Below are 13,383 nucleotides of genomic sequence, written 5' to 3'. Positions count from 1 at the left end.
TACCCGACCTCCGTTTACGCACTGTTAACCGGAGGTCTTTTCAAGGACCTATACCTGTACCGAATTTGAATAGGCAGAGCATCACAGAATCCAAGGATGTGCGCTGTATCCTTATCTGAAACCAGGGTATCAGTCTGAGCAAAGCAACATGAATGAGCGATCAATCTTTCTGGCAGCACTGGAGATCACCGATCCCGCAAAGCGTAAGGAGTACATTCGGGATGCTTGCGCCAGTAATAAATCGTTACGCAAGCAGGTGGAGGAACTGCTCGCAGCTTATGAAAAGCCAGGCGAGTTTCTGGAAACTCCCATCCTGAAACAGCTGGCTGACGAACAAACCAGCGATATGCCCCACAACGCCCCTGACGAAATTGATCTCTCATTTCTGGAAAATTCAACTGTCACTGACTCACTCGGTCGCCTTGGCCAGTATGAAATTCGAGAGGTGATCGGGCGAGGGGGATGCGGCATTGTACTTAAAGCCTTCGATCCCAAATTGGAACGGATCGTCGCCATCAAAGTCATGGCCCCGGAACTCGCCACAACATCTCCGGCCCGCAAACGCTTCCTCCGCGAAGCCCGTGCCACAGCAGCACTCAATCATGAAAATGTAGTCCGGATTCACGCCATCGAATCCAGACCACTCCCCTTCCTGGTCATGGAATTCATCGATGGCGAAACCTTACAGCAGAAGATTAACCGCACGGGACCGCTCGACATCCCCGAGGTCTTTCGCATCGCTCTTCAGATGTCCGATGGTCTGATGGCAGCCCACCAGAAAGGCCTCATTCATCGCGACATCAAACCAGCCAACATCCTGATCGACAAAGGAACCAGTCTGCTCAAACTCACGGATTTCGGGCTGGCCCGTACGGCCGATGATGCCAGCATGACACAAAGCGGCGTCATTGCCGGAACACCGCTCTACATGTCTCCGGAACAGGCCCAGGGACAACGTATCGACCATCGCTCCGATCTGTTCAGTTTCGGCAGCGTACTCTACTACATCTGCTGTGGTCGGCCGCCTTTTCGCGCCAGGTCGACACTGGCAGTCTTGAAGCGAGTCGTGGAAGATGAACCACGGCCGATCAGCGAGATCATCCCCGAAGTCCCCGACGGCCTCATCTCTCTCATCAACAGACTGCATGCGAAAGATCCCTCACAGCGTTTTGCCTCAGCACAGGAAATCCATGATCTACTCGAACGTTGCCTGGAAGACTACCAGCGCGGGGGAACGGGGATTACCATCATCGAGCCGACTCAATCAATGGTCCGTCCCCCCGCTAAACGGAGTTGGATCACAGCTGTCGCCGTGATACTCGTCCTGCTGACCGGCCTGGGACTCAGCGAATCATCTGGCATCACCAGTTTCAGCAGTACCGTGATTCATCTGTTTTATCCCCAGGGCACACTGGTTGTGGAAGTGGATGACCCGAGTGTGAACATCACCTTGAATGGCACAGAAATGGTCATCACAGGCGCTGGTGCCAATGAAATCCGACTGACTCCCGGCCAGTACGAACTACGCGCTCACAAAGCGGGAAAACTGGTCCGTCAGGAACTGGTCAATGTAACGAAAAATGGTAGACAGGTAGTGCGTGTCAGTCAGGAAACGACTGCGGTAAAACCATCACAGCCGGAGGAGCCACACACACCGATTGCACCGCAGCAGGAGCAGCCCTCTCCTGCTGCTCCGGTCCTCACACAACTGAAACGAGACAGCATCCCCTGGGAGATACTCACCCTCGCCGGTAACGGCAATCCAGAGTCAGCGCCAGCAACATTAGTCGCAGCTCTGGGCAGGCCCGGCCCGATTCACGAGGTAAACATTTACTGGCTGTCCTACAGTCCGGATGGAAAATGGCTTGCCTCAGCCGAACAGAATGGAACTATTTTTTTACGCGACGCCAGCACAGGCGCCGTCCAGCGCATCTTGAAAACAGATGATGTCTGGCCCACATCCCTGAGTTTTACACCTGACAGTAAAACACTGGCTGTTTCCGAACGTCTGGGCAAAGTCACTCTCTGGCCCCTCGATGAACAACAAAAACCGCAAGTATTGAAGCTGGGCCTGATGTGGATGCATGTCGCAATCAGTCCGGATGGCCGCTTTCTGGCTGCGGTCGGCATGCACGGGAAGGTTCGCCTCTTTAAATGGGGGCAATGGGACAAATTCGAGGAACTCCCCAGCGAAGAACATCGCAAGCCGTGGCAGATCAAATTCAGCCCGAATGGAAAATTGCTGGCAGTCAGCTGGCTTGATTACTCGGAAGATAATCTGGTCAGTGTCTACGATACAGAACAGAAAACACGTCTTCACCAGTTCAAGGCTCACAGGCCGGCTACGACGGGTCTGGCATTCAGCGCCGATAACAAATACCTGGCAACATCCGGGGCCGCGGAAATAAGACTCTGGAACCTGGCTACAGGCAAGTATGATAAGTTTGGCCCTCACGCTTACAGCCTGGACTTTGACCCTTCAGGTAAATGGCTGGCCGCCGGATCTCCTCACAGGGGCATCGAAATATTTAGTGTACCGGATGGCAAATCGACGGGGCCCCTCATACGAGACAACACGGATATCGCCTTTGTCGGAAGACAGTTTGCCACATTCAGTCCCGATGGAAAAACTCTGGCCGTCGGTTTCCGATCCGGAGCGGTCTGCCTCTACGATACGGAGAGCTGGCAACAAAAGACGGAAACACAAATACCGGGACATCACGCCGCGGTTCAGGGGCTCGCTCTGGCTCAGGACAGCAGGACCCTGCTCTCCCTGGGCGCCGATCGCAGACTCCTGCGCTGGGACCTGAAGCATCCGGAACAGCCACAGCTGCTTGATCAGAGTCACTCGCCGTGGAAGCATCTGGCAATCAATCCGGACGGAAACAGCTTCGCCGTCGCGGGTACCACTCTCTCAGTCAGAAATATCAATGACGATCAGGAGTTGTTCAGCCTGCCCAATGAGCTAACCTGTCTCGTCTATTCTCCCCGGGGAGACTCGCTCTTTGGTCAGATCAAAGGTCAGCAGGATATCTGTCAGTGGGACGCACACACTGGGGAAGTCATTTACCGTTTCAGTTCTCTGCAAGCCTACGCCCTGGCAGTGAGCAACGATGGCAGTCTGCTGGCAGCAGTCGGAGCCGACCAGAAGGCAATCCTCTGGCACATTCCTTCAGGCAGAAAGCGTACATCATGGAAGACCAGTAACAAAGCACGCAGCATCACTTTTTCGCCTGATGGAAAGACTCTCGCCATCGGTGACGAAAAGGGGATCATCAGTTACACAGACACTGAAACGGGTGAGTCACTGCGAGACTTCAAGGCTCACTCCGGTACCGTCACCTCACTGAAATATACGCCCGATGGTCAGACTCTGGTCTCCGCCGGAACAGACGGGATGATCCAGATCCGCAACCCTGACTGGAATCGTCCCCGTGCTGAAATTCAAGTTGCCCTATCAGCCAAACATGCCCCCATCATCTTCGACATCGATCCTTCAGGAAGATACCTGTTTGTCTCTGGGCCCACTCAGTTGATTTACGTCCACAAACTGCCTCTGGATGATCTACCAAACGAATAAGTGACGACTCAGACATCCCGCATCATCAGTTATCCAATAGATCCCACTTCCTGTAACAACAGTGACAGAAATTCCAGCCGATCAGTTCCGTTCCCTTAGACTGACATTGCAAAGCTGTTAGAATGAGTGACTGAGTAACAGACATCATCCTGTAGTGAAACTCACAACGCGCCCCAAAATCAAACGAATTCAATTATCGAAAGTTTATACAATGCAGAAACGCACACTCGGCAGTAATCTTGAAGTCTCCGCCCTGGGACTGGGCTGCATGGGCCTCAGCTTTGGCTACGGTCCCGCCGTCGAAGACCAGGACGGCATCGACCTGCTGCGAGCCGCCGTCGATAAAGGCGTCACCTTCTTCGACACCGCCGAAGTCTACGGCGCCTTCACCAACGAGGAACTCCTCGGCAAGGCCCTTTCCCCCGTCCGCGAACAGGTCGTCATCGCCACCAAGTTCGGCTTCGCCATTGATGACCAGGGCGTACAGACCGGCCTCGACAGCCGCCCCGCACACATTCGAGACGTCGTCGAAGCCTCCCTCAAACGGCTGCAGACCGACTACATCGACCTGCTCTATCAGCACCGCGTCGATCCGGAAGTCCCCATCGAAGACGTCGCCGGCACCGTCAGGGAACTCATCGCTGAAGGCAAAGTCAAACACTTCGGTCTCTCGGAAGCAGGCGTCGATGTCATCCGTCGCGCCCACGCCGTCCAGCCGGTCGCCGCCCTGCAGAGCGAATACTCCCTCTGGTGGCGCGAACCCGAAGAAGCCATCCTCCCCACTCTCGAAGAACTGGGCATCGGCTTCGTCCCCTTCAGCCCCCTGGGCAAAGGCTTCCTCACCGGCAAGATCGACGAATCGACCACCTTCGACAGCGGTGACTTCCGCAACAAGGTCCCCCGCTTCGCCGAAGAAAACCGCAAAGTGAATCTGGCGCTCGTCGACCTGCTGGGCCAGATCGCCCAGCGGAAACAGGCCACGCCGGCTCAAATCGCCCTGGCCTGGATCCTGGTTCAAAAACCGTGGATCGTCCCCATCCCGGGCACAACTAAATTGCACCGCCTTGAGGAGAACATCGCTGCTGCAGACATCGAACTTACAGCCGGCGATCTCGCCGAAATCGACAGCGCCCTCGCTGAGATCGATGTCTTAGGCGAACGCTACCCCGAAGCGGCCATGAAAATGATCAATCGTTGAGGGACCAGACCATGCAAATAACCAGATCACTGCTGCTCATCCAGACCGTTATCTGCCTCATTGGTCTGGATCTGCAGGCAGAACCTGCTCCCCCACTCCGTAAACCCGATCTGGTTGTCCCCCTCTGGCAGGACGAACCGCCTCAGTTTCAATCAGGTGCCCCCGCCGAGATTTTCGATCCGCGAGGCAAATTCACCAATGTCACGCGTCCCGAAATTGCAGTCTTTTCGCCGGATCCTGACAGGAATACAGGGATGGCTATCATCGTCTGTGCCGGCGGAGGCTACGGTTCACTGGACTGGAAAACGCACGTCATCTACGCGGCTGACGTCTTCAATCCGAAAGGCGTCACCATCATCGGTCTGAAATACCGGACCCGTCCCCCTTTCAAGGGGACGAACTCCGAAATTCAGGCTCTGACTCTGCTCGATGCGAAGCGGGCCGTCCGCCTGGTGCGGCACCGTGCCAAAGCATGGAACATCAACCCGCAGCAGATCGGTATCGCCGGTTACTCTGCAGGCGGTAACCTGGCGATGAACCTGGCAGCGAACTTCGATGCCGGCACTCCCGACGCCACCGATCCCATCGACCGCGAAAGCAGTCGCCCCGACTTCGCCATCGGCCTGGCCACCTGGCACTGGCGCCAGAAAAAATCACCCTTTCAATTTTCCAGGAATACGCCGCCGGTCTTCCTCGTCCATGCCACCAATGACGGCATCAAGGGAGGCGCCCCGATCGAACTACCCCGTGAAATCGCAGCCGACCTCCAGAAGTTAAACGTCCCCGTCAAACTGGCGGTCTTCGACGTCGGCGCCCACGGCGTCGGCAATCTGATCCCCCAGCGCGTCAAACACGGCTTCCCCCCCGCCAAATGGCCCGACCTCTTCCTCGACTGGTATCAGCAGATTTCCAGGCACTGATATTGTTATCAACTGACCGCGCACGGTTCAGGGACTCGTGGCCCACCCCAGAAACTGCTGGAGATCGGCTTGGGCTTTCTCCGACAGATCGTGATTGAGTTCACGATACACGGACTGTCTCTTTCTCAGCAGCCAGTCCTTCCAGGGGACATTGGGCTCGATTTCTTCGAGTGATTCCGCAATCTGTTTCGTCCCCATGATCTCAGCGACCAGGAACCGCACCAGTTTCCTTTTATCTTCGAGTCGATACATGGCAAATGGTTCGCTGATATTTTCAAAAATCGGTCCCGCCAGGCGATTGTCTGAGGTTGCGAGTGCCAGGGCGTGTCGCAGCAGAGAATCATAAATCCGCTCCAGGCCCCACGGATTCGACTTCATTAACGTAAATGCCTGCAGCAACGTGGTACTCCCCTCTGCTCGATCCCCCTGCTTCAAGAACGCGATGGCCTGGACAGCGGCCTGCTCTGCAGCATTGCCGGTCTTCAGCTTGTCTGAGAGGTCTGCCGAAATCGGGACTCCCGCCTCAGCACAGGCATGGGCATAAACCACTCTTTCGACAGGACAGTTCTCGTCAACCCCCACCTCCCCGAACAACTCCGCTGCCTGCCTGTAATTCTGATCGAGGTAAAACTGGTATGCCAAACCAATGCCCTGTTCGATACGAGAGGCCTGGGCCAGTTCCGGCATGGCCCCTCCCAGGTGAAAGTGCATTGCCAGGCGACGTCTGGCGATCGCCTCAGGAGTGGTGGAGGATGCCTCCCGGGGACGCGTATCCCCTGATTGAACGGCCAGTTCCTGCAGACGTTGCGTAGAGAATCGCGATACGCGTCCTACGGAACTCGCGAACGCGTATTCGAGCAGGTTACGATCATCGGTATTGATCAGCGACGGGTTCTGATCCAGAAACAGTTGGATCGTCTGATTGTCACAAACATAATGTGCCAGAATCCCCGACACATCCTTGGCCCGCCAGGCGAGCTTCAGCCCCTCCCTGATCACCGGGTTATTCAAACTCTGCTGGAGCGAGTCTACATCATAATCCAGCGGACGAGGCGCTGGACTGCAAACGAGAACCATATCTCGGGCGCGGGTTCTCCAGATCTCAACCGTCGGAAATACGGATCGCATCGTTTTGAGAACCGTCGCCACCGTCTGATCATCAACCTCATATCCCTGCAGCCACTGCAGGAATAATCCCTCCTCCGCAAGCCTGTCAGCCGCCGAGGCGTAAAATTCCCTGGTATAAAGATTGGCAATGCCTGCCCGATAAGGATTCGAGGGTTCCGAAATGATAATGTCGTATTCCGCCGCAGAAGTCAGCAGGAATTCCCGCGCATCATTATGATAGATGTGCACATCCGGTTGGGACAGCACCCGACGATTCATCGATTCACAGCGCCGCGCCATGTCGAGCACACCGGGCTCCAGTTCCACAACATCAACCGGTCCGGAAATCGCATCAGCCAACCAGCCCACGGTTTCGCCCGTGCCCAGCCCGATCACCAGACCGGTTTTCAAGTCTGATTTTAAAACGGGTCCCAGCAGCCCCAGCCCCATCTGTGTACCGGCGTCCGTGTAAGCATTTCCGTCACTCTTTCCATTAACGATAAAGGACAGGCTGTCGGTCGCAGTGATCCCGATACTGGACTCCACCCCCTCGGTCTCCCATAACAGTTGCCTGCGTTTGGTGTTGATAAAATTCTGCTCGGCATTCCGGCTCCCGTCTTCCAGTTCTGCGCGTCCCGCTCCGATCCCGGAATGTCGCCAGGCGGCCGTCGGCCCCTGTTGCACTACTCCCAGGAGCGCCAGCAGAGCCAGGCTGGATGCCAGCGAGATACCGAAGCGCGAAACCTGCCACAAGCGGGAGACACAGACGATGGTCAGCCCCAGTACAAGCAGCATCAGCACAGACAGGCGCCAAACACCGATGGCGTTCAATGCCGGCAGTAAAAAGAAGCCACCTGCGATGGCACCACATATCGCACCGCAGGTATTGGCCGCGAAGGTCCAGCCGACATGCTTGCCCACATCCTGTTGTCCGCTCCCTGCCAGCGCGATCAGCACAGGAAACTGAAAACCGGAAACAAGCGCCACAGGCAGCACCACCAGGGAGCCGACCTCAAACCAGCTCCAGACCTGTTCTGCAAACGAAGAGAAGGCAGACTGTTGCTGCTGTAATACCCACATCGCGATGCGATCGCCTAACCAGAACGGAACCGCAATGCAGATCGCTTCCAGGGTGCAGGTCGTCACCAGGAGCTGATACGAGGGAGTGATCCAGCGACCAATCAGATGATACAGCAGCCCGCCGATGCCGATCCCCAGCAGCACAATACAGAGAATCAGCCCGAAGGTATAAGTCGTCCCGCCCAGCAAAGGCCCCAGCATGCGATACCAGACAATCTCCATCTGGAAAAATACAAACCCGACGACCGCAGCGGTGAAATACAATAGAACCGCATGGGGCCTGGTTCGTTGCACTGCAGCTTCAGACTCTGTCATGATCTGGGGAGAGACTGACGTATCCGCTGCCTGTTGTTGATTGCCTGCTACCAGCTGCCAGGAATACCAGAAGGAGATCGCCGCCAGCAGCAGATTGACCAGGCACGCCAACCAGAGCAAAACGCGATTGCCCAACAATTCCAGGAGCATAAAATTGGCCAGTCCTGCCCCAAGCACAGCCCCCAGAGTGTTGATCCCGTAAATGCAAGCCAGGTTTCTGCGCTTGGCATCCAGTTGACTGGTCACGGCGCGGGCAGCAGCCGGCAGGGTCCCCCCCATGAAAATGGTCGGCAGGATCAGAATGGCTGTCGCCGCCAGCAGCCGGACGATCGTGGCCACCTCAACTCCCATCGTCGATTGCCCGCCAGCACGCACATAGGCATACCGGGTCAGGTCAATCAGAAAAGGACTGAGTGCCACGCTGACAGCGATCGCCAGTTCGAGCAGGGCATAAAAGCGAACCGGCCGAGTGAACTGGTCAGACCGTTTTCCCAACAGGGCGTTCCCCAGTCCCAGGCCTCCCATAAAAATAGCCAGCACAGCGGAAGAGGCTAACGTGGTCGCGCCGAAAATCAGACGCAACTCCCGGATCCAGATCACCTGATAAATCAACGCGCACGCGCCGGAAAAGAACAACAGGGTTGCCAGTTTCAATGTAGACGCAGACCGTTCTGATGGAGTGCCACTCACAGATTTTCTCGCGCGATAATGAGTCCTGCTTTTGATATGTCCGGGCAGTCACTCTATCGCATCAATTATCAAAGATCCAGAGAGTCGTCACGTTCCCTTCCCTGTTAGTTTTTTCCTGCATATCTCATAAATTCATGGTTCCATCACATACAGATTCAGTGAAATTCGAACCACTTTCGTTGTCAATCCAGCATCAACTGCAGATAAGTTACGTCCAGCCATTGGTCGAATTTATAGCCCACTTCGCGGAACGTGCCGACCTCTTCAAAGCCGAAGCTTTTATTCAGATGCAGGCTGATTTCATTCCCCTGTGACACGCCTGCGATCAACGTGTGAAAATTCAGTCGCCGCGCTTCATCGATAACCGCCTGCTTCAACTGTCGCCCGATCCCTTTCCCGCGCTGCGTCCCCTTCACGTAGAAAGAGGTTTCCGCAGTCCGCTCATATGCCTTGCGGGTCCGCCAGCGGGACAGACAGGCCCAGCCCGCGATTTCTCCGTCGCACTCCGCCACCAGAATCGGAAAGCGTTCATCATGCGACTCAAACCAGGGCAACCGCTCCTCGCGTGTTTGCGGCTCCAGATCAAAGGTCGCCGTCGATGTCAGAATCGCTTCATTATAAATCTCGGTCATCGCCTCCAGATCCGCTAATTCCGCCCGCCGGATTTTCATCGCCACTCTCCCTTCCGAAACTGTTGATCTGGAAACATGCCGGGCTTCTGACTACCGTTACCTGCACAGAAAGCCCACTTGAATAAGACAGCTCAGGCGGGACTGCGGTTCGGCGCTCAAGTCCCCTCAGATCCCTGCAGACGGGACAGCGGGACTTTGAGAAAATGCACGCCGTCCCGGTTCATAAACACCGTTCCCACATGCCTGTCATCCAGTTGAATGGTCCGCGCAGAATAATAGCGGGCCGTTACCGGCGTCTCCGGCAGCAGCACGACCGTCCGCTTCGCGTCCCACGTCTGCCCGTCATCCAGCGACAGGTTATAAGACAGCCCCCGATTGTTGTGCCCCCGGCCCCAGGTCACCAGCACTCTCCCGTCAGTCAGCACCGTCAGGAAACGCCCCTCCGCATTATCCCGCTGATCGGGAACCGCGGGAAAGCCAGCGATCTGTTTCCACTGCTTTCCCTGATCATTCGAATGTAGCAACACCGGTCCCATTGCCAGCAGACCACCGTCCTGCAAACGTACGATCTGCTGAAACTCATGCTGTTTGCCGTCGGGGCCCACCAGCGGAAACGCTGTGAGCTTCCCCGTCTGCGGATCAAAGACGCGCGGCACCCCGGTCCGCAAAGGCAGTAACCACTGGCCCTCGCTCCAGGGGAGCACATTATGTCGCACCGCCCCCAGATGCATCCCGTCCACCGGGCCGATCAACCGCTGATCACTCCACGTCTTCCCCTGATCGGCGCTGATCACATACAGCAGGGCCCGCTCGTAATAACCATCGCGGGCTTTATCGTCGGCGATGTAATTCCAGGTCACCAGAATCCGGCCATCGGGCAATGTGTCTGCCGTGCCGGGATAGACTTCGAACTTCTGAACCGCACGAATGACTTCGGGCCGTTTCGCAGACGCCGGGATCGGTTCCGGCTTGGACCACGTCGCGCCCTCATCCGTAGAACGCGAGCAGAGCAGCACATTCTCCCCCTTGAACACCACGATCAGCGTTCCATCATCGGCCTGGCAGATCGAAGGATGAATGTGCCCACTAATGCGTTGTGCCAGAATCGAAACCGGCTGGTCCGCCGCCCGGACTCTCAGAGATCCAGACGTCACTACCAGCAGCATGAGCGCAGCACACAGGAAAAAACGTTTCATCGCTCCAACCTCGCCCTTGAATTGAATTCCACGAACCGAACTCAGTCCGCCCGTTTCTCAGTCGCCGCCTGACGTAACAGCCGCAGTGACGCCTCCACCAGCATCTCACCACTACCGGGCAGCAGATTGGAGTTCGTCACTTCATAACTCCCCCCGGCATACGCAGCCCGGTGCGGAATGTAAATCGTCTCCACCGCGTTCGACAGTTCGACGATAATCGTTGTCTTAAATGGAGAGGCCTGCTTGATCGCCAGCCCCAGCTCCACGAACACCTCGCCCGGCAGACAGACGATCGCCACATCCTCGCCGATGGTCATCACGGTGACATCCACGGGCAGTGTTTCACCAATGCCCGCCAGCGATCGGCTCAAGCCCCAAGTAATATGCTGATCAGTTTCCGCATAAGGTTTTTTGTGCCGCATCTGGTCCAGAATCATCTTCTTATACGCGGTCACATGCTCGAAGAAATCCACCTTCCCCCCGGCACGCGCCACCTTCAACAGTTCAATCGAACGTTTCACTTCCGGCTGCGAGGCATCCTGCAAAGGCAGATCCACCACCTGCGACTGTACCGTCAGACCAGTCCCTTTCACTGGCTCCAGTTTCGTCAGCTCCGCTGTGATCGTTTCCCCCAGCGAAGTCCCGATAAAGTCCACCTTGTTCCGTACCGGTGACGCTGGATTGGAATGATTGATATCACCGCAGCAGCCGGTTCCAAAAATCGAAATCACATCTTTACCGAGCGTCTCCCGCAATGTCTCCTGAATAAAGAACGGATAGTCGGCACTCCAGCGGGTCCCGCCCACCGTATCCAGGTGCAAGGCGAAGTTACTCAGCACTCCTTCGTAAGAACCATCTTTCGCATTCTTGATCGCCAGCAGCTCAATCCGTGGATCAATCGGACCAGCGGCCCGGATCACATTCGGATTCTTCAACGACTGCCAGGTCTTCACACTCCCGTCCTTCATCACGAAGCGTCTGTTGAAAGCCACCGGCGTCTTCTGCACAGCCGCCCCCGTTTCCAGCTGCGCCGGTTTCGCAGCCTGATTGGCCGCCACGATCGCCTCCACCGGACCGTTGATCAGTTTTTGAATGTACTCGGCCCGCAACGGCTGCTGCTTCTCTTTCCCCAGGTAGAGATAGAGTTCCTTCATGTAATCGGGGGCCGTGTGCGAATGAGTCGCCGCCAGCACGATATTCTCAGCCGGGATCCCCGTTTTTTCAGCAGCCAGCCGACGCACCTCTTTCGAAAGATCCGTGGCCACGCCGATCAGATCACACACCACCAGCGCACCGGCTGTGTCCCCTTCCCGAAACACTATCGCTTTTGCCTGCAGCGGATCGATCTTCCCTTCCGCCAGTCGCTCATGATAATAGCCGGCCATCGGGAAACCGACGGGAGGCGTGATGTCCGTCTCCGCCACGCCGACCTGCAGACCATCGCCCGCATGAGCAGCAGAAACCAGCGACAGCAGACACAGACAACATAACATCAGGCAGCGGGAAACAAACAACATGGAGGGAAACCTTTAACAGGGGTAAGTCATATTCAGGAGGGAGGGCAGCACGGCCCGGTTCAGTTGGCAGCCTTGCCGTCGCGGAGTTGCTTGAACTTCTGATAGCCTTTCCAGGCCACCTTCTGTAATTCGGCACGGTCTTTATCAGAAAACGTTTTCGTGATCGGGTTGCCGTCACGGTCTTTGTCCCGATCTTTGTTGTTCCAGAACCGGATATCGGTAATCGAATCGACGGGCAGCCCTTCCGGACTCTTATCGAACAGGGCTGCATAAATCGCACACGCCGTCAGATAGGCCATCGTCTGATTCAGATGCGCATCATTCAGGAACCGCAGTGTCAGATCCGGACGTTCTGTCTGACAATACAGCCCCACCAGCGACATCGGGGCAGCACTCGCATCGAGCTGTTTCGCCAGCGCCGCAATCGCTTTTGCTTTTTTCATTACCGGCTCTGTTTCCGGAGCCGTCCGCAGGGGATTTTTATTCTGTGTCGCGGGCGTCGTCTCATACAGAATCACACGAGCTCCCTGCTCCTTCGCCAGGGCCGCGAACTTTGGTGCATACTGAGCATATAATGAAGGGTCGCCGCTGACATCATCCCGATAAGACTGTAACACCACCACATCCCATTTCGGATGAGGTTGATCCAGTTCTTTGATCAGACCCTGATGTCGTTTCAAAGCGGCACGCGCGTATCGGTTCTCTTTATCTGCGGCTGCCTTTTTCAGGTCAGCAATTGTCTGCTCTTCTTCCGCTTTGGTCAGGGAATGCAGCTTCACAAAATTCTGTGAACCCAGGTTCCAGTGATCCCTCAGCCGCCGACCACCATAAATCACCGTCGTCGGTTTGAAGGTCAGTCCCGGATTCCCCGCTTCCGCCATCTGCTTCACCACCTGGGCCAGGTTGTGCCGGGCTGTGTAGCTGTTGCCGATAAACAGCACGTTCAACGTCTGCTTCTCTTCCGCGACCACCGGTCGGCCTGCTCCACTCGAGAGAATTAACAGACAGATCAGACTCCAGGTTATCAATCGCAGATGTAACAGCATCGCCAGCCCTCTCAAAAGCAGAAATAAAAAACCGGGACAGAACCAATCCCCATTATGAAGTGAGCGCGAGCAGCAGTCAAAGGATTCGTTTCCAGTCCCGGT

The 13,383-nt window shown here is 56.1% G+C and carries 8 protein-coding genes; 3 read left to right on the top strand and 5 right to left on the bottom strand.

Going from position 1 to position 13,383, the window contains the following annotated elements:
* Positions 1-148: 148 nt before the first annotated feature.
* From HG66A1_RS06815 to HG66A1_RS06805, 3 genes are all read left to right on the top strand, one after another.
* A complete protein-coding gene (locus tag HG66A1_RS06815) occupies positions 149-3,580 on the top strand; it encodes a WD40 repeat domain-containing serine/threonine-protein kinase (protein ID WP_145181435.1) in 3,432 nt (1,143 codons plus the stop codon).
* 211 nt (positions 3,581-3,791) lie between these two features.
* Positions 3,792-4,778, top strand: a complete 987-nt coding sequence (locus HG66A1_RS06810; protein WP_145181434.1) for an aldo/keto reductase — start codon at positions 3,792-3,794, stop codon at positions 4,776-4,778.
* An 11-nt stretch (positions 4,779-4,789) separates the two neighbouring features.
* Positions 4,790-5,698 (top strand): alpha/beta hydrolase, encoded by a 909-nt coding sequence (locus HG66A1_RS06805; protein WP_145181433.1) that lies wholly within the window; start codon positions 4,790-4,792, stop codon positions 5,696-5,698.
* 27 nt (positions 5,699-5,725) lie between these two features.
* Here HG66A1_RS06805 and HG66A1_RS06800 read toward each other — a convergent pair whose 3' ends face one another.
* The 5 genes from HG66A1_RS06800 to HG66A1_RS06780 all read right to left on the bottom strand — a co-directional run bounded on the left by HG66A1_RS06800 (position 5,726) and on the right by HG66A1_RS06780 (position 13,281).
* Positions 5,726-8,890: a fused MFS/spermidine synthase gene (locus tag HG66A1_RS06800; protein ID WP_145181432.1), complete on the bottom strand. Its 3,165-nt coding sequence runs from the start codon at positions 8,888-8,890 to the stop codon at positions 5,726-5,728.
* A 182-nt stretch (positions 8,891-9,072) separates the two neighbouring features.
* Positions 9,073-9,561 (bottom strand): GNAT family N-acetyltransferase, encoded by a 489-nt coding sequence (locus HG66A1_RS06795; RefSeq protein ID WP_145181431.1) that lies wholly within the window; start codon positions 9,559-9,561, stop codon positions 9,073-9,075.
* Positions 9,562-9,677: 116 nt separating this feature from the next.
* Positions 9,678-10,718, bottom strand: coding sequence for a sialidase family protein (locus tag HG66A1_RS06790; protein WP_145181430.1), 1,041 nt, complete (start codon positions 10,716-10,718; stop codon positions 9,678-9,680).
* 41 nt (positions 10,719-10,759) lie between these two features.
* Positions 10,760-12,235, bottom strand: a complete 1,476-nt coding sequence (locus HG66A1_RS06785) for a neutral/alkaline non-lysosomal ceramidase N-terminal domain-containing protein (RefSeq protein WP_232106768.1) — start codon at positions 12,233-12,235, stop codon at positions 10,760-10,762.
* 59 nt (positions 12,236-12,294) lie between these two features.
* The gene (locus HG66A1_RS06780; RefSeq protein WP_145181429.1) at positions 12,295-13,281 is read right to left on the bottom strand and encodes a hypothetical protein; all 987 of its coding nucleotides are present in this window, start codon (positions 13,279-13,281) and stop codon (positions 12,295-12,297) included.
* Positions 13,282-13,383: the final 102 nt, after the last annotated feature.

It is taken from the genome of Gimesia chilikensis (assembly GCF_007744075.1).
Classification (GTDB): domain Bacteria; phylum Planctomycetota; class Planctomycetia; order Planctomycetales; family Planctomycetaceae; genus Gimesia; species Gimesia chilikensis_A.
Note: the sequence above shows the minus strand (reverse complement) of the source record. Positions and strands in the feature narration are given on the sequence as shown.